The organism is Hyphomonas sp., from assembly GCF_013823385.1.
Lineage (GTDB): Bacteria > Pseudomonadota > Alphaproteobacteria > Caulobacterales > Hyphomonadaceae > Hyphomonas.
In genome coordinates this window covers 36,787-58,799 of record NZ_PNMA01000022.1, presented here as the reverse complement: position 1 = coordinate 58,799, position 22,013 = coordinate 36,787, and the positions used below count along the sequence as shown (strand labels likewise).

Annotated in this window: 26 protein-coding genes; 8 read left to right on the top strand and 18 right to left on the bottom strand. The window is 59.1% G+C overall.

Annotated features, from left to right (window positions below):
- Positions 1–7: 7 nt before the first annotated feature.
- Genes C0456_RS13335 through C0456_RS13320 form a run of 4 tightly spaced genes read right to left on the bottom strand, consistent with a single transcriptional unit; the run spans position 8 to position 1,363 of the window.
- Positions 8–271, bottom strand: coding sequence for a flagellar biosynthetic protein FliQ (locus C0456_RS13335; RefSeq protein WP_291052941.1), 264 nt, complete (start codon positions 269–271; stop codon positions 8–10).
- 19 nt (positions 272–290) lie between these two features.
- Complete coding sequence (locus C0456_RS13330) at positions 291–590, bottom strand: flagellar hook-basal body complex protein FliE (RefSeq protein ID WP_291052938.1); 300 nt, start codon at positions 588–590, stop codon at positions 291–293.
- A gap of 12 nt (positions 591–602) precedes the next feature.
- Positions 603–989 (bottom strand): flagellar basal body rod C-terminal domain-containing protein, encoded by a 387-nt coding sequence (locus tag C0456_RS13325; protein WP_291052935.1) that lies wholly within the window; start codon positions 987–989, stop codon positions 603–605.
- 14 nt (positions 990–1,003) lie between these two features.
- The gene (locus C0456_RS13320) at positions 1,004–1,363 is read right to left on the bottom strand and encodes a FlgB family protein (RefSeq protein ID WP_291052933.1); all 360 of its coding nucleotides are present in this window, start codon (positions 1,361–1,363) and stop codon (positions 1,004–1,006) included.
- Between the two features lie 95 nt (positions 1,364–1,458).
- Here C0456_RS13320 and fliI point away from each other — a divergent pair, with 95 nt between their 5' ends.
- Positions 1,459–2,853 carry a flagellum-specific ATP synthase FliI gene (fliI, locus tag C0456_RS13315; protein WP_291052930.1) on the top strand — a complete coding sequence of 465 codons (1,395 nt, stop codon included), beginning with the start codon at positions 1,459–1,461 and terminating at the stop codon, positions 2,851–2,853.
- Here the strand turns inward: fliI and C0456_RS13310 are convergent.
- The 6 genes from C0456_RS13310 to C0456_RS13285 form a co-directional block, all read right to left on the bottom strand.
- Positions 2,836–3,678 carry a DUF1217 domain-containing protein gene (locus tag C0456_RS13310; protein ID WP_291052928.1) on the bottom strand — a complete coding sequence of 281 codons (843 nt, stop codon included), beginning with the start codon at positions 3,676–3,678 and terminating at the stop codon, positions 2,836–2,838. The genes fliI and C0456_RS13310 overlap by 18 nt on opposite strands.
- 1 nt (position 3,679) lies before the next feature.
- Entirely contained in the window at positions 3,680–4,105 is a 426-nt protein-coding gene (flbT, locus tag C0456_RS13305) for a flagellar biosynthesis repressor FlbT (protein WP_291052925.1), read from the bottom strand.
- Positions 4,105–4,491, bottom strand: coding sequence for a flagellar biosynthesis regulator FlaF (flaF, locus tag C0456_RS13300; RefSeq protein WP_291052923.1), 387 nt, complete (start codon positions 4,489–4,491; stop codon positions 4,105–4,107). The genes flbT and flaF overlap by 1 nt, the downstream gene beginning before the upstream one ends.
- A 108-nt stretch (positions 4,492–4,599) precedes the next feature.
- Positions 4,600–5,847 carry a flagellin gene (locus tag C0456_RS13295; protein ID WP_291052920.1) on the bottom strand — a complete coding sequence of 416 codons (1,248 nt, stop codon included), beginning with the start codon at positions 5,845–5,847 and terminating at the stop codon, positions 4,600–4,602.
- Between the two features lie 147 nt (positions 5,848–5,994).
- Positions 5,995–6,375: a hypothetical protein gene (locus C0456_RS13290; RefSeq protein ID WP_291052917.1), complete on the bottom strand. Its 381-nt coding sequence runs from the start codon at positions 6,373–6,375 to the stop codon at positions 5,995–5,997.
- Positions 6,372–6,584: a hypothetical protein gene (locus C0456_RS13285; RefSeq protein WP_291052915.1), complete on the bottom strand. Its 213-nt coding sequence runs from the start codon at positions 6,582–6,584 to the stop codon at positions 6,372–6,374. The genes C0456_RS13290 and C0456_RS13285 overlap by 4 nt, the downstream gene beginning before the upstream one ends.
- 1,417 nt (positions 6,585–8,001) lie before the next feature.
- Here C0456_RS13285 and C0456_RS13280 point away from each other — a divergent pair.
- Both C0456_RS13280 and C0456_RS13275 read left to right on the top strand, forming a co-directional pair.
- Complete coding sequence (locus C0456_RS13280; protein WP_291052913.1) at positions 8,002–8,448, top strand: flagellar hook-length control protein FliK; 447 nt, start codon at positions 8,002–8,004, stop codon at positions 8,446–8,448.
- 11 nt (positions 8,449–8,459) lie between these two features.
- Positions 8,460–9,110: a flagellar hook capping FlgD N-terminal domain-containing protein gene (locus tag C0456_RS13275; RefSeq protein ID WP_291052910.1), complete on the top strand. Its 651-nt coding sequence runs from the start codon at positions 8,460–8,462 to the stop codon at positions 9,108–9,110.
- Between the two features lie 42 nt (positions 9,111–9,152).
- Here the strand turns inward: C0456_RS13275 and C0456_RS13270 are convergent, their stop codons facing one another.
- The 8 genes from C0456_RS13270 to C0456_RS13235 form a co-directional block, all read right to left on the bottom strand.
- A complete protein-coding gene (locus C0456_RS13270) occupies positions 9,153–9,710 on the bottom strand; it encodes a flagellar basal body-associated FliL family protein (protein WP_291052908.1) in 558 nt (185 codons plus the stop codon).
- Between the two features lie 9 nt (positions 9,711–9,719).
- Positions 9,720–10,424, bottom strand: a complete 705-nt coding sequence (locus C0456_RS13265) for a flagellar basal body L-ring protein FlgH (RefSeq protein ID WP_291052906.1) — start codon at positions 10,422–10,424, stop codon at positions 9,720–9,722.
- Complete coding sequence (gene flgA, locus C0456_RS13260; protein WP_291052903.1) at positions 10,421–10,828, bottom strand: flagellar basal body P-ring formation chaperone FlgA; 408 nt, start codon at positions 10,826–10,828, stop codon at positions 10,421–10,423. The genes C0456_RS13265 and flgA overlap by 4 nt, the downstream gene beginning before the upstream one ends.
- A 5-nt stretch (positions 10,829–10,833) precedes the next feature.
- Positions 10,834–11,619, bottom strand: coding sequence for a flagellar basal-body rod protein FlgG (flgG, locus tag C0456_RS13255; RefSeq protein WP_291052900.1), 786 nt, complete (start codon positions 11,617–11,619; stop codon positions 10,834–10,836).
- A gap of 27 nt (positions 11,620–11,646) precedes the next feature.
- A complete protein-coding gene (locus C0456_RS13250) occupies positions 11,647–12,363 on the bottom strand; it encodes a flagellar hook-basal body complex protein (protein ID WP_291052897.1) in 717 nt (238 codons plus the stop codon).
- Positions 12,363–14,123 carry a hypothetical protein gene (locus C0456_RS13245; protein WP_291052895.1) on the bottom strand — a complete coding sequence of 587 codons (1,761 nt, stop codon included), beginning with the start codon at positions 14,121–14,123 and terminating at the stop codon, positions 12,363–12,365. The genes C0456_RS13250 and C0456_RS13245 overlap by 1 nt, the downstream gene beginning before the upstream one ends.
- Complete coding sequence (motA, locus tag C0456_RS13240) at positions 14,120–14,986, bottom strand: flagellar motor stator protein MotA (RefSeq protein ID WP_291052892.1); 867 nt, start codon at positions 14,984–14,986, stop codon at positions 14,120–14,122. Before motA ends, C0456_RS13245 begins: the two co-directional genes overlap by 4 nt.
- Positions 14,987–15,056: 70 nt before the next feature.
- Positions 15,057–15,827, bottom strand: a complete 771-nt coding sequence (locus C0456_RS13235) for a FliM/FliN family flagellar motor switch protein (RefSeq protein ID WP_291052889.1) — start codon at positions 15,825–15,827, stop codon at positions 15,057–15,059.
- Positions 15,828–16,109: 282 nt separating this feature from the next.
- Between C0456_RS13235 and C0456_RS13230 the strand changes: the two genes are divergently transcribed.
- The 5 genes from C0456_RS13230 to C0456_RS13210 all read left to right on the top strand — a co-directional run bounded on the left by C0456_RS13230 (position 16,110) and on the right by C0456_RS13210 (position 21,938).
- Positions 16,110–16,943 (top strand): flagellar motor protein MotB, encoded by an 834-nt coding sequence (locus C0456_RS13230; protein ID WP_291052886.1) that lies wholly within the window; start codon positions 16,110–16,112, stop codon positions 16,941–16,943.
- Between the two features lie 116 nt (positions 16,944–17,059).
- Complete coding sequence (locus C0456_RS13225; RefSeq protein WP_367179273.1) at positions 17,060–18,364, top strand: flagellar hook protein FlgE; 1,305 nt, start codon at positions 17,060–17,062, stop codon at positions 18,362–18,364.
- Positions 18,365–18,389: 25 nt separating this feature from the next.
- Positions 18,390–19,841 (top strand): flagellar hook-associated protein FlgK, encoded by a 1,452-nt coding sequence (flgK, locus tag C0456_RS13220; protein WP_291052881.1) that lies wholly within the window; start codon positions 18,390–18,392, stop codon positions 19,839–19,841.
- Positions 19,842–19,846: 5 nt separating this feature from the next.
- Positions 19,847–20,824, top strand: coding sequence for a flagellin (locus C0456_RS13215; RefSeq protein ID WP_291052878.1), 978 nt, complete (start codon positions 19,847–19,849; stop codon positions 20,822–20,824).
- Between the two features lie 4 nt (positions 20,825–20,828).
- Positions 20,829–21,938: a flagellar basal body P-ring protein FlgI gene (locus C0456_RS13210; protein WP_291052875.1), complete on the top strand. Its 1,110-nt coding sequence runs from the start codon at positions 20,829–20,831 to the stop codon at positions 21,936–21,938.
- Positions 21,939–22,013: the final 75 nt, after the last annotated feature.

The following is a 22,013-nucleotide window of genomic DNA, read 5'->3' as shown; positions in this document are numbered from 1 at the left end:
AGGGTCGCTACCCGGCTATGATCGGCAAAACCCAGTTATTGAACAGATCAAGGACGACCTTGGTCATGTAACCGAGTGAAAGAAAGAAAACGATGATGACTGCCAGCACCTTCGGAATGAACGTAAGTGTCATTTCCTGGATGGAGGTGAGGGCCTGGATGAGACCGATGACGAAGCCGACCACCAGCGTCACCGCCAGGATCGGTAGTCCCATCATCGCGGCGCCCCAGATGTGGGCGCGCAAGACCTCGAAAATTTCCCCCTCAGACATTGTGTGCCCCCGCCAGCGATCAGACCGGCATCCTCAGGAGTTCCTGATAGGCTTCCACAACCTTGTCCCGAATGGTGACCACGGCATCTAGCATCAGCTCGGCATTCGTCAGGGCCTCGACCATCGCATGGGGGTCAGCGCCTGAAACAGCGCTCTGCATGGCTGTCTTTTCAGCCTCCTGCATTGTTGCGCGAAAATCGGAAATGCTCTCGGCAAACTTGCTGCCGGCCGCTTCCGGCGCCTGACCGGTCGTTTTGACCGTATCCGTCGGACGCGGCGTACTCAGAGCGGTATACGGATTGAACCCCAGAGTTGACATCTGCTCCCCTCCTTATCGGCGCAGAATATCCAGCAGCGAGCGGTACATCGACCGCGCCTGCTGGAAGGAATTGAGATTGGCCTCATAGGACCGGTTGGCTTCCCGCATATCGGCAAGTTCGGTCACGAGAGAGACATTCGACATGGTCACATAGCCGTCCCCGTCCGCCATCGGATGAGCCGGATTGAATTCACGCTGGCCTTCAGCTTCATCAAGCTTGACCCGGGAGGCCAGGAACTGCTCGCCGCTGGTCTGCTGGGTCTGCTCAACCATCAGTATCTTGCGCTTGTAACCGGGCGTGTCGGCATTCGAGATATTCTCAGCCGTCAGACCCATCCGGCGGGACTGGAGCTCCATTCCCGAGACTGCCTGTTGCAGGGTCGCTTTCAGGGGATTCATGTCTCAGCCCTCCTTCAGCGTGGCTTGCCCAGCGCTGTGCGCAGGAGATCAAGGGATTTGGAATAGACGGTGAGCGCCATATTGTGCTGCCCCATCGCTTCGGCGGAATTGAATACTTCACGCTCAAGGCTGACATTGTTCCCGTTAGGATCAGCGGGCGCCGCAGATATGCCGACCTTGAAATCAGATTTCATGCTCTGCGCGCCGCCAGACTGCATTGTGCGGGCCAGGAAAGCCTCGAAACTTTCAATCTCGCCAGCCTTGAAGCCCGGCGCGTCTGCATTGGCCACATTGGTTGCGCTGACCTTCTGGCTCTCGGCGGCATGCCGCGCCATCGCGCTGTAGACCTGAAAAAGTTTGAGATCAGAAATCATGGGAAATTCGCCAAGGTTAACCCTTTGGGAAAATGTTCGCATTAACTGAAGAATAGGTTAACAGAAATGCGGGATTTATTTACTTGCAGGCATCCATGGCATCGCCGTCACACCGGCTCTATCGGCTCTGGGGCACCGTCACGGACGTGGCCGCTGGCATGCTCGGCATCGCTGGCGTCAGTGAGCTTGCGGGTGTCGGAAATGAAATAGTCATTGAAAAACAAGGACAAAAGATCCACGGAGAGATTCTTAGCGTCTCCGGCGACAGCGTTACCGCAGTCCTCTATTCGGCCAGCGACATCATCCGAATTGGCGATGTCGTGCATATCGAGCAGGAAGCCAGGATCGAGCCGGGCGATCACTGGCTCGGCCAGATCATTAACTATCGCGGCGAGGTTGCCAGCGGCCTCCCGGCCGGGTCGGGGCTCACTCAGAAGGGTGTGAGCCGTGCGCTGCGGGCCCCTGCCCTTCCCGCCCATCTGCGCCACCGGTTAGGGCCCCGTCTGTCGACCGGCTGGATGGTTACGGATACGCTGCTGCCAATCTGCCGGGGGCAGCGGCTGGGTCTCTTTGCCGGCTCGGGAGTGGGTAAATCAACCTTTCTCGGCTCCCTCGCCGGCGGGCTTGAAGCCGACCGGGTCGTCATCGCCCTGATCGGCGAACGATCCCGCGAAGTGGGCGAGTTTGTCGAAGTGAACCTGCCTCAGGCCGTCCGCCCCAAGACGGTTGTTGTTTCAGCCACGGCGAGCGAATCGCCCGGGGCAAAAAAGCGTGCCGCCTATTGCGCCATGGCAGCGGCCGAGCATTTCCGCGACCAGGGCCACAGCGTTCTCTTCCTGTTTGATTCAATTACGCGGTTTGCCGAGGCTCACCGCGAAGTGGCCCTCCTTGCCGGTGAAACCCCCGCTCTTAATGCCTTCCCGCCGTCCACCGTCCGCGTGATTGCCGAGTTGGCCGAGCGTGCCGGCCCGGGCACCGGCACCAAGGGCGATATCACGGGCATCTTCTCGGTTCTTGTAGCGGGCTCCGACCTTGAAGAACCCGTGGCGGACATGATCCGCGGAATTCTTGATGGCCACATCATCCTTTCCCGGAACATTGCCGAGCGCGGACGATATCCGGCGATTGACGTCCTGAGGAGTGTGTCCCGGGCCCTGCCCGGCGCGGCGACGGACTGGGAGAACGATCTTCTGCGGGACTATCGCCGCATGATCGCGCTTTACGACGAGGTTGCGCCAATGCTTCGCGCAAGCCTGTTCGAGTTCGGCCGTGACGCCGATGCGGACCGGGCCATCAGGCTTTACCCGGCACTCGATGCCTTCGTCTCTACAAGGAACACTATGGGAATAGACGCAGCCTTTGCGGCGCTGTCAGGCCTTCTGGGAAGCAGCGCTCAGTCCACAGAAGGCTCGCTGCCATCGGAACCGCAAACCGGTCTCAGACCGCCGCCACGCCCCAGGAGTCAAGCGGCTTCAGAGAAAGATGGATAGAAAGAGATTCTGGCTGGCATTATTGCCATACCCATAGCTGCTACCCCCAAGAAGTGTCAGCGCCGCCGATGCCGGAGTATACATCGAGGAGCCTTCCGTGATCGACTTCATGGCATGATAGCGCACGATCGCCTTGTCCACGATCTCAGGCGACGCCATGTCGCTCAGCTTGGACACCCCAAGCGTCTTCTTCAAGCTGTTTTGCAGAATTTCAGCCTGCCGCTCAATTGAAAGGCCCTTCATGTCCGAGGGCAGGTTGAGGGCGGTTTTCAGAAGTGTGGAAACCGGAACATCCCCCAGTATCCTGTAAGCGATTGCCATATCGCTTACCCCTTCTGCTGCAAGAGATTTGATCTCATCCTTATAGTTCAGGGCGAGACGCATGTTGTCGTCAACGTTGCCGACAGCCAGTTCGAAAGAACTCGCTTCGAAACGAACCGCAATCGCGGCCAGATCATCCTCAGACAGAGTAATCTTGCCATTCTGCGGCTTCAGGGCCTCGGCGAAAGCTGTGTATTTGGAATTGTTCAGACGTTTGAGAAACGTGCTCTCGGGATTAGAGACTTCCGTCAAGACCTTATTGATAAAGCCTTTTTTCCATTCCTCGCCCGAAAGGTCGAAGGCAGTCATGGTCACGCGCACGAGACGGGCGTCTTTGAGAAAGTCCTCCACAGCGATCGGCTGGGAGAACTTCTCAATCATATAGTCCCGGTCTCTCCGGATCTGCGGCGAGTTCGCGTGAGTCTGCAGCTGTTTGTCATAGGTCGCCTGGAGGTACTTCCATCCCCCGATCCCCGACAAAGGAATGACCGGCTGGAAAGCCATGTCAGGCAACCTTGCTTTCGGGCGGAGTTGCGCCACGCATGGCCAGAAGCTCTTCTTCCACAGCAAGTATCTGGCGAAGATGGCAGAGGGCGGAGTAATAATTCCCGCGGCTGACCATCGATCGCAGCGTCGGGATAAGTTCGGCGTCAACTGGCTTGAAGATATCAAGCAGCTGGATGCAGGCTTCATCCAGCGCTGGCAGCGTATCGGCTTCCTTCAGGTCGCCGGTGATCAGAAGCTGTATCGCATAATAGACACGCTTTACCGGCGTGTTGACCTCTGTGGGATGCATGGCATCGCGCAGCCGCAGCACACGGGCATCCCCCTCGACCACGCGGATACGGGCGGGCTTGTCGCCATTTTCCAGTGTTGCGCCATTGATGATGAAACGCTCGCCAGGTGCAATTTTCAGAACCAGTCCAGACATCAGATAACCTCCTGCTCTACTGATGAGGCCGAGCCATCCAGGCCGGCCATGATTGTGCGGTTCACCTCGATGATGTCAGCAAGCCCCTCCGATCCGGAGAGAACTTTCATGCTGGTGCGCCGTACAAATTCGGAAAGGGATATCAGGCCTGCCTTGGTCTCATCAGGAAGCGCGTTATCCGGACCCAGAAGATCCGTCGCAATGATGGTCCATAGCTGCAAGTTGCGGTAAATTGCGTCGCCCCAAGCGCCAAAATTTATCCCGCCATCGTCAAGTGCGCTTTGTAGATCCCGCGTGATCTGTTCGAACACCGCGTATTCAAGCGCTCGGCCGGTCGCAGTCCGCTGCATCACCTGGCCATAGGCCTTATATGCCAAAGCCTGCACGATTCCCCTCCTGGGCATCCTATGAGTTGCCCCGGGCGCCGAAACACCCGGGACAATCGGTTTAATTGGGTATCCCGGGCACTTTAGCGCCCGGGATTAAAAGGTCCGTTAGCGGAAGAGCGACAGCAGGGCCTGCGGCGCCTGATTCGCAATCGACAGCGCCTGGACGCCGAGCTGTTGCTGAACCTGCAGGGCCTGCAGTTTTGCCGAAGCAGCTTCCATGTCGGTGTCGGTGAGGCCGCCGATACCAGCCGTCATCGAGTCGACGATGGTGCGGACAAATTCCGACTGGCCGGAGATGCGGTTCTGCGAAGAACCGAAGGCGGCAGTCGCGTCGATGGCCGTGTTGAGCAGGCCTTCAATCGTGGTGAGAGCAGCCGCTGCGCCCGTTGTCGAGGTCACATCGATATTGGCGAGGTTACCCAGGCCGCCCGACGAGACGCCAGCCGTACCACCGGTTGCCGTGACCGTCGTAACAGACAGAGCCTGAGCCGAAGCGTTCGCGATAACAATGTCTTCTCCGTTCCGGGTTACCGAGTAGTTCGTCTCACCGGTGGCAGCGAAGAAGTTCGACATCTGGGTCGTCAGGTTTGCAGCAACCGATTCGAGGCTGTCAGCGGCAGATGCAACATATTCAAAGCTGCGTGTACCGAGCGAATTGTTCGTGGTCGTGTCGCTCAGGGTGATGCGATAGCTGTTGCCGTCGGCAACCGATGCGATCGAGACGGTGCGGGTCGCGGAGCCTGCAACCGTAGCGGCAGTGCCAGCGGCCGTGCCGGCGTTGTCCATGATCGTGGTGTTGGTAACAGCCGTACCGCCGAAGGTTGCTGCCGAGCCCGTGTTGGCGATGGAGAGATCCTGGCGTGCAACGGCGATGTAGGAGGCCGAGACAGAGCCCGAAGAAGAGCGGTCGAGCGAAGCCAGGACGTTGACGTCTCCGCTTGCCGAACCGTTGAGCAGGTTCAGGCCGTTGAACTGGGCCGCAGCCACGTAGCCCTCGATCAGACCCATTTTCTCTTCAATGTCCGTCTGGTACTTGGCGCGATCAACGTTTTCGCCCTGAGCGCCGACGATCAGCGTCTTGATCTCTTTGAGGGTTTCGACGACTTTTTCCGAAGCCGAACGAGCCACGCCGACGGTAGAGGAGCCGAGGCTCAGCGAGTCGGAAATTGCCTTGAAGCTTTCAACGTCGCTCGACATGACAGTCGCGACGGCCCAGACAGCAGCGTTGTCTTTTGCGCTCGAGATTTTCTTGCCCGTGGCGATCTCGTTCTGGACGGTTTCGAGGTTACGGTTGATGTTGCGGAGGGTTTCCAACGCAACCATCGAAGCGTTATTGGTCAGGATGCTAGACATCTATCTTATCCATTCTTGAGTGCCGCTTTTTGTATCTGCGGCTGTTTGTTGAAACGCGTCGTCCTGACGTTGGAGCTGAAGCCCCGAACTTTCGTAGTTCCACAATGCCACTCATAAGGCCGAGCGATAAATGTACAGTTAATCGGTTCACACCCTTTTGAAATATTGTCCCGTGGCGTGCGAAAAGGCGACCTGGCGTCCCCCCATCCGATAGGAACCGACGAAAGCGTCGTCTGCCGGACCTTCAAATCTCCCGATCAGGCTGCGTACACCGTTCCGGACCGCGTTCAGCAGAAGCGCATTTTCTTCCGAGAGCTGAATGACATCCAGAATGAGCTGGCGCGTCTGCGGAGATACGGCGACCGGGGTGCGCCCGCCAAACGCATTCTCGAAAGCTTCCAGCGCAACCAGCTTCTCGCCACTCAGCTCCGCCGCATCCCTTGCCCGGCCAGCCAGGAGGAGCTCTCTCTCGGTGATCAGAATGTCTTCCAGATCCAGGGCTGCCGTCTGGATTTTTTCTTCAGTCATTCTGGCGCGCCTTTCTGACTAACTTGTGCCGCCCCCTGGCCCGCTGTCAGGTCGTCCACCCGGCGGGCGAGACCGAGCGGATGGGTTTCTGCGAGATCTGCGGCAATGGATTCCACCACATATCTGGAGAACGCAGACGCCGCCTCACCGCCGCCCAGGGTGAGAGATTTCTCCAGGCCCGCATGGCTGAGCATCTCAGCCCACAACATCTGTTCGAATCTTTTTCCGATCTCGGAACGCTCCGGGCTGGCCGCAGCCCCCCCCTTCCCTTCGCCCGCTGGCCCCATGGAAGGGGGCGTGGCGCTCGGCATTATGGATGAGACCATGAACAACTCCGAAAATTTATTCCGCCCAGGGAACATCAATAGCCCGGCAGTTAACGCATATTTTACGGCAGTTGGTTGTAGTAAGGTTAACAATACATAGGTGGAAGGCAGGATGACTTTCTCCGTAGACCCGGATTTCTGGCTTTTTCAGTCAGGTCCTCGGCAAGATGGACTGACTCGCGCTGAGGCGAGCGAGGGGCGCGGCAAGGCATTTGCCAGCAGCCTTTTTGGCGTTTCAGAAAATCCGGAAGCGCCCGGCATCGATCCGCGCGCGGAAGGCGATGGGCTCATGCTCGCCTCACTGAATCTGGCGCGGGCCTCTATCGTCCCGGCCAGCGGTGACGATAGCTTGGAGCAAGTCCCTCCCCCGTCTGAGGCGCCGCTACCAGACACAGATTTCCCTCTGGGCCAAGTTCTAACTGTGCCGCCTGAAGTGGTGGATCTCAAGGCCAGCCATCCGGCTGAGGCGCAACCAGCCGACGGCTGGACTACGTCAATGCTTTCGCAGAGTGCTCTCCTCGATGGCAATATGTCCGCCGAAGCCCTCTTTTTTGCCGATACTGATGTGCCCGTAGACGCCCCCCCGGCGGAAACAATACCTGCAGACCCGCCTCCCCTTGCTCTGCCGGCAGCTGAGCTAACCGCAATCGTGACCCTCAGCGAGGCTTCCCCCGAAGCATCAGATGCTAGACCCGCCATGCTGCCCGAGCGCACGCCGCCGGCACCGGAACCAGCGGCGGAAGCAGACACCGATCCGCTGCACGATACCTCTGCCTTACCCCAAGCGGCTCCGGCCATACCTGCCGCCGCTCCCCTGCCCGCTCCGGTGGAGATTGTTACACCATCCGGCACTGAAGGGGCAGCCACCGCTCACCCCATCCAATCTCAGAGCCCCGCAGCTTTATCTGACGTAGCCGCGCCCACAGAAGCCAGCGCGCGCGCTGCTGAGCGGCCCGCCGAAGTGATGATGGTCACACCTGCCGCCACACCGGACACGATTGTCAGCCCACCCCCCATCACACCACCGGTCCCTGCTACGGCCGCACCGGCAGCAGACACCCGGCAAAGCCGCCCGGTTTCCACCGAACCCGAAATGCAGCCCACCCCGGCGGACGGCTCATTCGTTGACGTAATTGAAACTGTAGCGCCCCCCGCAGGCGTTTCTGATTTCGCAGCTCAGCCTCAAGGCGGGACTGTCGGCGATGCCGCTTCAGGCCCTCCGGTCGCGCCTCTGTCTACTGGCGGCTTTCTCCCAGGGCAGCCTGCTGGCCAAATTGCTTCTTTGCCCGCCTCTACGCCATTGACCCCTACCCACGCCGTACTGATCGCCGCCCCCTCCCAACTGCCTGATATTGTTGCCCGCGCCACACGCGATGGTGGACAGGACGACCGCATCACCGTCCAGCTGGATCCCCCCGAACTCGGCCGCATCTCGATTGATTTCAAGTTTGATGGGCAGGGATTGCAGCATGTAACGATCACGGCGGAAACCCCGGAAGCCATGCGGCAGCTGCGCCAGATGCATTTTGAGCTTGTGCAGGCGCTTGAGCGCAACGGACTGTCCGGCCAGGACATGAGTTTCCAGCATCAGAACCCGCAGCAGAATGAGGGGTGGGGCCAAGCCGCAAAGCTTGCCGGCGCCCGTCCCGATACCCCTGCCCTGACCGGCAGTGGTCTGATCATGGCCGCCGACAATACACCCAGTCGCCAGAGCGCTTCGAGCGGCCGGCTTGATATCCGCCTTTAGGAGCCCCTACCATGACCACAATAACCAGCAACGTGGCTACCTCCGCTCAGACATCAGCATCTTCGAGCAGCGGCAATATCGGCAAGGAGTACTACAGCTTCATCAAACTGTTGACAGCTCAGGTGAAAAACCAGGACCCCCTGGCTCCCATGGACTCCACCCAGTTTGTCGAGCAGCTGGCAACCTTCTCCAGCCTTGAGCAGCTGGTGAACTCAAATACTGCCCTCAGCAATATTGCTTCAATGCTCAGTGACCTGAACGGGCTGATGGCCAGCCAATGGCTGGGCCAGGATGTGGCCTTCCCTTCTGCCTATATGCCTTATACCGGCAACCCCGCAACCTTCTCTTATGAAGCGCCTGCGGGCACGACCAGGAGCACGCTGACCGTCAAGGATGCAGATGGCAAGGCGGTATGGACCGAAACGCTTGACCCGAACGAAACCGTCTTCAAGTGGAATGGTCAGCTCACGGATGGCGGAACGGCTGCCAAGGACAAGATGTACGAGTTCGTGATCGACTATTACCAAGACAATACGTTCATGGGAACCGCCATTCCGGAGGTGATCTCCAAAGTCACGGATATTCTCAGCACGGGCGGCACACTGCAACTCGGCACGGCTGCGGGTCTGACTGTTGACCTGGCAAAGATACGTAAGCTCTGATATCCGGCTCTCGCGCGCTTGCCTCGGACTGCCCTGCCCGCGTCAGAGGTCCTGCCGGGCGATGTCGAGGATCAGAACATTCTTGATCCCCATATCGGGAAACTTTTTCTGCAGTGCCCCGAGAAGCAGGGAGCGCAGGGTTTCGTAATTCTCGATCGTGGTCATCGATTGGAACGTCCTGCCGTCTCCGCTGATTTCGACAAGTGTTGTCATCACGACATCGCGGAGCATTGGCTCCTGTGTCAGCATCCTGTCGGAAGCGGAGGCGTCCGCCTCAATATTGATATTGAGAATGACGAGGCTTGCGACCCGTTCATTCTGAATAATCGGCACCACGAATTCCCGGGTGAACCTGAAATAGGACGACCCAGAACTGGCACTGGCCTTTCCGTGATCGTCCTTTTTGGCTTTCTTTTCACTGCCGTGAGAGTCTTTTTCTTTCGGCGCGTGGTCGCCGCTCTCTTCCTTCTTCCCATGCTCCTCGCCCTCCGCATGGGTGGCCGCAGACGCGTCCCCAGCACCGCCGCGCAGCATATGCCCGATCACTCCGCCAATAATGACGCAGACAACAGCAACGAGGGCGGTGACAAGGTTTTTCATCATGGGGCTCTAAAACGGAACAATGCGGTCAATAATCTTGGTACCAACTTTTCGGTCAGTGGCGGAAGACGCGTCACCATTGCTGACATAGGCCAGCTTTGCATCGGCAATCTTGTCATAGGTAACAGCGTTCATCCGCGTAATATCCTGCGCACGCACGACACCCGAGACCGTCAGATAACGAACTTCATTGCTGACGCGCGTCTGCTGATATCCTTGAATGATCAGATTGCCGTTGGGCTCCACGCCGACCACACGCGCGGCGAGCGTGAATGTCACCTTCTCGGCGCGGTTCACGGCGCCAGATCCGTTCTGGCTGGAGTTGCGGGAAACATCGAGACCGGGCGACAGGCTCGCCCCGCCCGGCAACACGCCATTTGCCCATTCGGGAAGGCCGAACATGGCCTCGACACTCATGTCATCACTGGAAGCCCGCTTGCGCGTCAGCGAGCTCTGAAGGCTTGCCTGGTCGTTCATCTCAACGACCACTGTAAGCAGGTCGCCGACTTCCTTGGCGCGCCGCATACTGAGCAGTGCTGTTGGCGCGGTTTCCCAAAGCGACGCGTTCTGAATATTGGGATCTGCCGGTTCCGGAACCGCCCCGGGATACCCTGCGTACGGCGAAGGCGGCGTGAACTCCGGCGCTGGCTGGGCGGAGCTGGCGCAGGCAGCGGCTGCGAGCGCGGCGAGAGGCATTGAGAACAAGATTTTCATTGTGCGAGGACCCATCCGCTTTCCTGAACAATTCCCTGAACCATCTGGCGAGACTGCAGGTTCAGAACGGTAACCGGCTCATTCAGGGAGGCTTCTCCCAGCGCGCGGCCAGTGGTGGAGATTTCGAGGCCGCCCTGAATGTACTTCACGGTGACAATCTGATTGCGGGTGACGAGCCGCGCAGGACGCGTATTGTCCATCGTAACAGGCTGGCCGGCATAGATCGTGCGCTTGGCTTCGCGCCCGATGATCGGCTCTTCCATGGACGGTGCGTCGCCCGTCTCCCATGCGGCGTTGACCGGCGTTACGAGATCCCCTGCCCGGATCACTTCTGATGCGACAACCGAAGACGCACCGGTCAGAGCGACATACGCGCTGAAACTGAGGGCAAACAGAGTGCTCATCGGCGCTACCTCAACCGCGTTGTGGCCGACAGCATCTCATCAGATGCCGTGATCACCTTGGAGTTCAGTTCATACCCGCGCTGGGCTTCGATCAGGTCGGAAATCTCTTTAACGACATCCACAGCCGAATCTTCGATATAGCCCTGGCGCAGGAAACCCATGCCTTCCGTTCCCGGAATGAGCCGGTTGGCAGGGCCGGAGGCCTGCGTTTCCCGGAACATGTTGTCGCCCATGGCTTCAAGCCCCTTCTCGTTCACAAACCGGACGAGAGAGATGTTCCCGATGGCCTGACCATCCGTTTCATTGGCGAAATAAGCGACCACTTCGCCGTCCCGGCTGATCGATATGCGCCGCGCATCAGCCGGGATCACGATCCCGTCTGCCAGCGGATAACCATCCGATGTCACGATCTCGCCGTCCGGGCTGCGGCTGAGCTTGCCATCGCGCGTGAAAGCAGGTTCGCCGGAGGGAAGCGTCACCTCGAAATACCCGTTTCCGTCGATGGCGATATCGAGTTCAGCCTGCGTTTCGCGCAGAGAACCCTGAGTAAGCGCCATTGAAACAGTAGAGGGGCGGACACCTGTACCGAGCTGGATACCGGAGGGCACAACCGTGCCGACCTGCGAGGTAATCGTGCCCGGGGTCAGGTATTGCTGGTACATGAGGTCTGAAAACTCTGCCGTCCTCGGACGATAGGCCGTGGTGCTCATGTTGGCGATGTTGTTCGAGATCACTTCCACCCGTAACTGTTGGGCGGCCATCCCGGACGCGGCAATCTGCAATGACTTCATAGGCGTCTCCTACACCTGCTAAACAGTTCAGCGCTCCCGAACAGCTGTGATCAGCTGACTGATGCGTTGGTCCTCTTTTTCAAGAAGTGCCTGCCCCGCCTCATAGGCGCGGTGCACTTCAATCATACGCGACACTTCCAGCACTGTTGAAACATTCGATTGTTCCAGCGCGCCCTGGAGCAGTTTTGCGTCCTGAGTTGGCGCGACCTCGCCGTCGGTCGAGAAATAGGTATTGGAATCCCGCTGGAGCTCTCCGTCTGCAACCATGATCCCGACCTGATCGATGATCTGTCCGTTGCCCGAAATCGTGCCGTCTGCACCGATCGTAACGTCCAGCGCGTCCTGCGGTATATTGATGGGATTACCACCCGCATTAAGTACGGGGTTACCCTGCATATCGACAAGTTGGCCCTCCGCCGATAGCTGGAAATGTCCCGCGCGCGTGAGGCGCTCCCCCTGCGGAGTATCCACCATGAAGAAGCCTTCCCCCTGGATCGCCAGATCGAACCGGCCGCCGGTGAAATTCAGCCCCCCCTGCTCCATCTGAAAAGCGTGACCGCCAAGAGCGCCCATCGAGAGCGACTGATCGGCGCCATTCCCAGTTGATACCAGGAACTCCGTGAAGATCGCGCGGTCTGACTTGTACCCCGTGGTGCTGGAATTGGCGAGATTGTTGGCCACGACCTGCATCTCGTGCATCAGGCCCTGCTGGCGGGCCAGCGTGCTATAAACTGCGCTCGACATCAGTTACCGCCTCCTTCGAGTGTTTCCAACGCCATTCTAGTCGACATCAGCCGGTCCGGAATGACAGCGATACTGGCCGGCGCAGGTTGGGCAGGCCCGCTGGTGGCGGCCTGCCTCAGGCTCAGCACACGGTCGACACGCGCCTTGAGCGCTGCATCGGAGATCGTCTCCGCCGCCTGATAGACCTTGGCGGGCACAATCCAGCGCCGCATGGCGGCATCCTGTTCAATCAGTATCAGGACCGTTGTGTCATCAAGCTTGAGGCGGGAAGTAAACAACTGAGCCTGGGACGCATCATTGGCATCGATGGCGCTCAATGCCGCGATCAGACCGATTTGTGCGTTGGACGGATTTGCCTCAGCCAGTTTGAATACAGACGCATAGTCCTTCAGCCGATAAGCAAGGTTTGCGCGTTGTTCGGCAACTGATTCTCCGGCCTGCGTCTTCTGCGATAGCTTGTCTGCCAGCGACGCAAAGCCGAGGCGCACCGCTTTGAGGGTCGCAGCTTCATACAGCGCCGTGCGCTGCTCGTGATGATCGAGCAGGCCTGTTTCAATAGAAAGGGCCTCGATAGCGGCCAGATTGTGCAGGGGGTCATCGCTTGCCAGATCCCGCTCAAGGGCGCTGAAGAAATGACTGCGGATCTCGCTCTGCACCGCCGCGCTCTGCATGTTCTCCCGCCCGGCCATCTCCATCATCGTCAGATAGCGGGACTCGGCGCTGAGTTCCTCGAGTACAAATTTCATGCTGGCACGGATGTCATCATCTCGCTGAGACTGGGCGATCTTGACCAGCATCCCATCGAGCAGCAGCGCTTTTAGCGGCGCATCGATCACGCGTTTATGCCTCAGGAGGGCCGAGAGGGCCTCGTCCTGAAAGCGACCCTGCAGAAGGAAAGTCCGGATAATGATCTCCGCCTCAGTGCTGCCCTGCCCCATCTGGAGGATCGCATTGGCAAACTGCAGCTGGGCCGAATCGCGCAGCTCTGCCTCTGCAAAGGCAGCCATCATTTTCTGGGACAGGAACCGCCCGTCTGTGCGGTCGAGTTCGGGCACAGCAATCGCAGTCACACTCGTGCGCAGCTGCAGCGGCAGATTGCGGAACTCGCTGAAACTCTTCTCGACATGCGCCGCGCCAACACCCTGGCCATCGCTCAGCAAGGCCATCCCCAGCCAGAACCCCGCCTGCTCGTGGCAGCGTGCAAGTTCTTGAAAATATGCAATATCCGGACGAACCCGGCCGTCCAGCATCAAGGCAACCTGGCGCAGGGCCTGCTGATTCGGGTCGCGAGGATCATTGAGGTTCATCAGCGCTTCTGAGCCCATATCGAGCGCGATGTATGCCTTTGCCAGCCGGTGATCGTCAGTATGCGAAGCGCCCCCGGCCATCAATTGGGAGCGATAGTTCAGTATATCAGAATAGCTTGAGGCGGTTGCGAATTCAGAGAAATCCAGCGGATAAGGCGCGCTGCAATCCATCCGGCCGGCCAGTGCCCAGACATCAGACGGCGCAGAAATGAAGCGCTCACCCGAACCTGCGGCCGTTTCCCCGGCCTGCGGCTGCGCGGCCCCAGCATCCCCGCCAGATCCGGAGGGGGCCAGCAGACCTTCGTCAATCGCATCCCGGACAAACTGGTTGAGCTCTGTGGACAGGGCCTGCTTACGCGCGTCTGGCCCCGCCGCCGTTTCTGCCGGTTTGGCAGCAAGGACGGGCGGAGCCAGAAGGACGCCGCAAAGGAGAAGCCAGAGGTATCGCCTCATGCTGCCTGCTTGAGCCCCCTTACCGCCTGCTCGACCTCATCAAAAGTCGGGCGAACCCGCGCGGGCGCCTGGCGGCGAGCCACTTCAACGCAGATGTTAACTGGGTTCTTGTACAGGCTCGACACGAGCACTTGGCCAATCATCGAATAGAAAAGGTGCTCTTCAGTCCGGATCGATTTCACGCGCGCCGCAAAAGGGCCCACCATGCCATAGGCAAGAAACACACCCAGGAACGTACCCACCAGCGCGCCGCCAATCATGCCGCCCAGCACTTCGGGTGGTTTGTCGATGGAAGCCATTGTCTTGATGACGCCCAGAACAGCCGCGACGATCCCGAGCGCCGGCAGCGCGTCAGCCGTCTGCTGCAGCGCGTGCGAGCCGTGCAGCTTCTCTTCCAGAAGGCCTTCCAGGTGCTTGTCGAGCAGCTCTTCGACCTGGTGCACATTGTCGAAGTTCATGATCATTGAGCGGATCGTGTCGCAGATCATCTCAATCGCCTCGTGATCCTTCAGGATACGGGGATATTTGGTGAAGATCGCCGAGTCATTGGGCGCTTCGATGTGGGGTTCGATATCGACCGGATTCTGCTTCATGATGTGAAGCAGTTCGTGCATCAGCAGCAGAATATCCTGATAGTCGGTCTTCTTCCACTTCGGGCCTGTGAACGCAGCAACGACATCCCCGCCAGTATGCTTGACCGTCGTGAAATCGTTGGAGGCCAGGAATGCGCCCGTGGCGGCGCCGCCGATCATCATCATCTCAAAAGGAAGTGAGTGTAGGATAATACCTAATTTGCCCCCGGCGAGCATATAGCCACCGAAGACCATCACCATGGTAATTGCCAGGCCGAGTATCGCGTTCAACTGCCTATCTCCGTGTACCTATAAACCGCGCCACTCTTTTATACCGGCGGCTGCGGGTGACCTTTCCTTGCTACATCTTCGCGACTTCCTGCGTGAAGGGTTCGAGCACGGGCTGTTTCAGCTTCAGCGCTCGCTGGCGCTTCCACACTCCCATTTCACATTGCCCGATCTCAATTTGTCCGTTGACGGTCTCAGCATTCAGACGGACCGATCCCGGATCGGTGTCTGGCAGCGGAATGAGATCGCCCACCTCCAACCGCGAACATTCGCCGATTGTCATTGATATTTTGTCAAGAACCGCTTCAACATTTATAGAAGATCGCAGTGCACTCTCGCGCAGCACCTTGGACGGCGACAGGCTGCGATGCTCGGCGGCGCGCCTCTGAGCGCCGTGCGCACAGCTCATTATAAATTCAAGGTCGAAAATAATCCATATCTGGGATTGCAGGGCTGCCGGCATAACCCGGTAGGCAACGGCAAGATAGCGGCTGTCAGCGTTGACATGCCCGGCGGCCTGAGCCGGATCGGAGATCGGTGATGCTGCTGTGTCGGCATCATGCCCTTCAAGCAAACGCGCAGCCCCGCGCCATAATGACACGGCGGGCGCCTCGAACATCAACTTCATGAAAAGAGCGGACGTTTCCTGCGCGCTTTCGAAATCCTGACCGAGCCGCTTGGCTACGACCCGCGCAGCCCCGGCTTCGTTGGTCGCAATGGCGCAGATTCCCGGCGAATGCATGGAATGGAAGAAGAAGGCTGTCTGATGCTCCAGGATTTCGAGAAGCCCACCGCCATTGTACATCCGGCGGACGTCGGGTTCTTCCGGGACGGTGCCATCCATCGCCTCATCCGCCCAAGCACAGACTGCTTGATGGAGAGTTTCCCAGAACTCATGATAGCCAAGGATCGTCGGGGGCAATCCCGACCTGGACTCCAACTTCTTCCTGAGAACCGATGACATACCCCACCCCTTCTGGATGCAAGCGAATCCAGCGATTCTTTGTGGCGCCCAATTGGTTGAGGAAAGGTTATCAAGATGGGCAGATCCTCGGCCCCGCCTTACGCTCTTAATTGACTGTACAATGATACTACCACCCAAGCAGAAGCAAAAATGGTGGCAAAAATGGCTACGGACTCCTCAGCACAAGGACCGACCATTATAAAGCGTAAGAAGGTCTACAAGGGTGGCGGCCATCACGGCGGCGCCTGGAAGGTCGCTTACGCGGATTTCGTGACCGCCATGATGGCTTTCTTCCTTCTCATGTGGCTGCTCAACGCCACCACCGAAGAGCAGCGCAAGGGCCTCGCCGACTATTTCAATCCCTCGATCCCCATCAGCCGGATTTCCGGAGGTGGCGCCGATGCCCTGCAAGGCTCCTCAGTATTTGCCGAGGAAACCTACGCCAATACGGGAACGGGCGCGAACCGCCGAGCCCAGCAGGAGATGCAGGCCCACGGGCACAAGGCGAAGGATGATCAAACCACGAAGGCAGAAGAACAGAAGATCGCGGACGACCTGCAGAGCCTCAAGCAATCCCTCAGTGGCGAGAGCCGCAAGCTCTCGGAGCATCTTATGATCAAGATGTCCCCCGAAGGCATCGTTCTGGAGATCACCGACTCCGAAAGCACCCCCCTCTTCCCTATCGGCCAGAGCGCGCCGTCTGAAACAATGACCCAGATCATGGGTATTGTGGCCGAGGTGTTTGGTGAGTTTGACAATGAAATCAAGATCGTAGGCCATACCGACAGCCGCCGGTACCGGAATGACGCTGTCTACGACAACTGGAACCTGTCGGCCGACCGCGCCAATACCGCGCGCCGCCTCCTGGCCGCGGCGGGTGTTCCAGCTCACCGTATTCGCGAAGTTTCAGGCAAGGCGGATGCTGATCCCCTCATCCCCAACGACCCTGAAGCCGCTCAGAACCGCCGCATATCGATCACGATACTGACGAACTGATCCGTGTATTGGCAAAACCGGCCTCCAGCAGGTAAATCAGTTCGATTGTAGAGTTATCAGGTTATTTACCAGTTGCCTCCAATTTGCGTGATTATCTGACGCAGGAGCAACCAGATATGAGCATCTCATCCTCCCTGAACGCGGGGGTTATGGGGCTGAGTGTAAACGCCACTCGTCTCGCCACCATTTCCGACAACATCGCAAACTCCGGAACGTACGGCTACAAACGTAGCGCCGTCGATTTTTCCAGCATGGTCTTGCAGCAGTCCTCTGCGGCCTATGCCGCAGGCGGCGTGCGCGTTGATACCTACAAGAACATTGCCGAGACGGGCTCATTGATCAGCACCGGGCGAGCGACGGACGTGGCTGTTGCCGGGCGCGGCCTTCTCCCCGTAACCAACCTGGATGGCATCACAGATCTCGCAGCAAACCGCGATCTGATGCTGACTCCGACAGGCTCATTCTTCGCGGACGAGAATGGCTTCCTGCGCACGCAGAGCGGATTGTTCCTGCTCGGCTGGGCTGCCAATGCTCAGGGTGAAGTGGGCAATGTCAGCCGCAACAGCGGCGCCAACCTCGTGCCGGTGAACATTTCGACCTCGGTCTTCAACGCAACCCCGACATCCAGCATCGATCTGGGCATCAACGTGCCAGCAGACGCGACCCGCGCTGGTGGAACAGGTGAGCCTTACAGCCTGCCCGTTGAATACTTCGACAATCTCGGGCGCGCTCAGAACGTGACCTACGTATTCACCCCCGTCGTTCCCGCGACCGGCTCAAGTAACTCCTGGACCGTCCAGATATTCGACAGTGCCGGTGATCCTGCCGTATCGATTGGTGATCTCGCAATCACATTCAGCGATACGCCCGCTTCGGGTGGCCGGATTGCAAGCGCAACAGCGAGCAATGGTGCCGTCTATGACCCGGCAACAGGCCGCGTCTCTCTCAATCTCGCCCATGGACCCGTAGAAACCTTCATCGGCCGGCTGAATGACAGCACCGGGATCACCCAGCTCGCTGGCTCCTTTGCACCAACGGCAGTGACCAAGAACGGTTCACCCATCGGCGATCTTCAGTCTGTGGAGATTGACGCCAAAGGATACCTCCAGGCGATCTATGACAAGGGCTTCCGCAGGACCCTGTTCCAGATCCCGATTGCTGACGTTCCCAACATGAACGGTCTCCGGGCACTCGACTCCCAAGCTTACACGTCTTCCAACTCAAGCGGAAACTTGTACCTCTGGGATGCTGGCAGTGGTCCAGTCGGCAGCGTTTCAGGCTATTCGCTGATGGAGTCCACTACGGATGTCGCGGCCGAACTTACTGATCTGATCGAGACCCAGAGAGCTTACACATCCAATGCGAAGATCGTGCAGACGGTGGACGAGATGCTCCAGGAAACGACGAACCTGAAACGCTGACGGCGCCGTTAGGAGGCCTGCTTAAGTGAGCATCTCAGCCGCCATCATTGCCGCACGATCCGGCCTTCAGGTAGTTAGCCAGAAGGCCGAAGTCGTTGCCAACAACGTAGCCAATGCCAGCACGCCGGGCTATGTCCGGCGGTCGCTGGTAATTGGCGAGCTGGTCAAGGGCGAGCAGACTACTGGCGTCACGTCTTACGGCGTCGCGCGGGCTCCCGACGAAGCGATAAAAGCGCAGAGACGGGAACTGACGAGCGATGTCGCGCAGGCAACTGTGCTCGCATCGACCTGGCAGTCGATTTCAAAGCGCGTGGGTGACACGGCTTCAGGAAGCGGATTGTTCAGCACTTTCGCGAAGTTTGAAGCAGCCCTTTCCGCTGCGATCACCTCCCCGGAGTCTTCCGCTACCGCCTCTTCCCTGCTCAATGCGGCCAAATCCGTTGCCCAGGAACTTAACAGTCTGTCCGCATACGCCGCGCAGGCGCGCGGAGAGGCCGACAGTGAAATCCTGCAAGGCGTAAAGACGGTCAACCAGGCCCTGGAACAGATTAGAGACCTGAACAAGCGGATCTCCGCTATCGACACCTATTCCGCTCAGGCCGCGTCGCTGATGGACGAACGCCAGCGCGTTCTCGATACGATCGCCGAACACCTCCCTATCCAGACCGTGCAGCGCGAGGGGGGCACAATTGACGTCCTCACCACGCAAGGGGTCTATCTGATCAATGGCAGCACCCTGCGCCAGATCGAGTTTACCCCTGCTGCCAGCTTCGCATCTACCCAAACTCTGGCGGGTGGGCAGCTCTCGGGAATTTCCATCGATGGCATCAATCTGACCCCGGGCTCCTCCTCCTTCGGTGCCGTTTCAGGGGGTCTGTTCGGGGCGTTGTTCACGCTCCGCGATCAGGACATGCCCGCCTTCATGGCCCAGCTGGACATGGTGGCCAATGACATCATTACCCGCCTGTCAGACGATGCGATCGATCCAACCAAGACACCGGGCGAGCAAGGCCTGTTCGTTGATCCCGCCGGCGCGGGCACGCTTGGCCTCGCATCACGCATTTCCGTCAATGCTGCGGTTGACCCGGCCCAGGGCGGTGAAATCTGGCGCCTGCGCGACGGCTTGGGCGCAACCATCTCCGGACCGCCCGGCAACTCGGCCACCCTGTCCGCCATGTTCAATGCCTTTACGCAAATAAAGTCACTCAACTCGAACGGCTTCCAGGGGGCATTCTCTGCCAGCGATCTGGCTGCACAACTATCTTCAGTCGTCGGACAGAAGCGGGTCTTTCAGGACTCCGTGCTCGCCTCCACACAGGCTCAGCATCTGTCACTTGTTGAGGCGGAGCAGGCCCTGACCGGCGTTGATGTCGATCTGGAAATGGAAACACTCATGCTGATCGAACAGGCGTATGCTGCCAATGCACGCGTGATCCAGGTTGCCCGCGACATGCTCGACATTCTGATGGAGCTCTGATCCCCATGCGCGTCATCCCTCCCAACAGCATCATTTCAGCCTCCTTCTCCCAGAGCATCGCGGACATGAAAGCCCGTGCCACGAGCGCCGCCCAGGAGTCGGTCACCGGCCAGCATACCGACCTGACAAAACATCTTGGCGGCCGCATCGGCTCCGCGATGACCAGCCACAAGGCACTTGCTGATATCGCAAATCAGCGCGGCCTGCTCAGCATCCGCGCCGGCCGTCTCGACCTTGCCCAACAGAGCCTTGGCGGCGTTCAGGAACGCATCGCCGGCCTGGAAGTCCGGATGCTCAGCGCGCTGAGCATGGGCGACCGGCCCGGCCAGGATCTTGTCGCCCGCGACGCTGAGGCGGCCCTCAGAGACACATTCAATGCGCTCAACAGCCGGCATGGCGACCGGTTTCTGTTCGCTGGCGACCAGACAGCGACCCAGCCCCTCACCAGCCCTGACCAGCTGCTCGCCGATATTCGCCAGATCGCCAATACGGCCACCAGCGCAGCAGATTTCGAGCTCCAGCTCGACGAATACTTTCAATCGCCAACGGGCGGATGGCTCACCTCGATCTATGCCGGCAGCGCAACCTCCAGCGATCCGGACGCCGTCACCGCGACAGACCCCGCCATCGTCGAAGTGATTTCCGCGCTTGCCGTAATGGCCATCAGCACCACGTCCAACAACATAGCCCTGTTCGATCAGAACCCGGACATCGTAGCGGCCAGCGCAGAGCGCATCGGAACAGGCTCCACCGCGCTCGTGAACCTGCGGGCAGATATCGGCATCTCTCAGGAGCGCATCGCCAAATCCAGGGAGTCCCTCGACACCGAGGAGGCCATCCTCAACACCGTTTTCAACAGCATGGTCGGGCGCGATCAGTATGACGCCGCTTCTGAACTCAAACAGCTTGAGGCAGGTCTGGAGGCGGCCTATCTGCTGACCTCCCGCCTCTCGAACCTTACCCTCCTGAATTTTCTGAGGTAGCCTGATGAAACTGTCTTCCTGGCTGATCGCCGTCTTCGCACTCGCGCCCCTGCTCCTCCCCTTCCCTGCCGATGCGCAGGCACGCATCCGGGATGTGGTGGACGTTCAGGGCGTGCGCGAAAACGATCTTGTCGGGTATGGCATCGTGGTCGGCCTCAACGGGACAGGAGACACAGTCCGTAACTCGCCGTTCACGGAAGATTCCCTCACGCACATGTTGGAACGCCTCGGCGTCAACGTACAGGGCGAGCAGATCAAACCGAAGAACGTCGCGGCCGTTCTGGTTACTGCCACCCTTCCCCCCTTTGCCCGCAACGGGTCGAGCATTGACGTTAACGTCGCCTCGATCGGAGATGCAACTAACCTCAAAGGCGGTACGCTGATCCTCACGCCTCTGAAGGCCGGCGACAACGAAATCTACGCCGTCGCGCAAGGGTCTATCATTGTCAGCGGCATCGATGTGCAAGCCCAGGGCGCCCGCGAGACCCGTGGCTCCCCCACGACCGGTGCCATCCCGAATGGCGCCAAGATCGAGCGCGAAGTGAATTACGATTTCAATCGCAATCAGCAAATATCGCTCGCCCTGCGCTCACCTGATTTTACGACCGCGGCGCGGATCGAAGACACCATCAATGCCTCCTTTGGTTTCCCGCTCGCCACCATGCGTGACCCTGGCACAATTGAACTGGACCTGCGCGGCATTTCCGACTCGCCGTCGCGCCTTCTGGCCAGCATCGAGAACCTGCCCATCAAGGTCGCCTCCCCTGCCCGTATCGTCATCGACGAGAAATCCGGAACAATTGTTCTGGGAGAGGACGTCACCATCTCCCGCGTGGCCATTGCCCAGGGCAATATCTCCATCAAAGTGCGCGAAACGCCGGTGGCCTCCCAGCCAAACCCGTTTGCGCGCGGCGAAACGATGGTCCTGCCCCGTTCGGAAATCATCATCGGCCAGACCGGCAGCAACAATATCGCCATGCTCGATCCCAATGTGACACTGTCGCAGTTGATCGCCGGTCTCAATACGCTGGGCGTGTCGCCTCAGGAAATGGCAGATATCATCCGTGCCATGAAGGCTGCCGGCGCGATCCATGCAGATCTTGTGATCCGCTGACACTGGTCTGATACCAGTCCATACACAGTCTTTGGGAATTGCGCCCAGGCAGGCATGGGCTCAGGAACCCTTAGC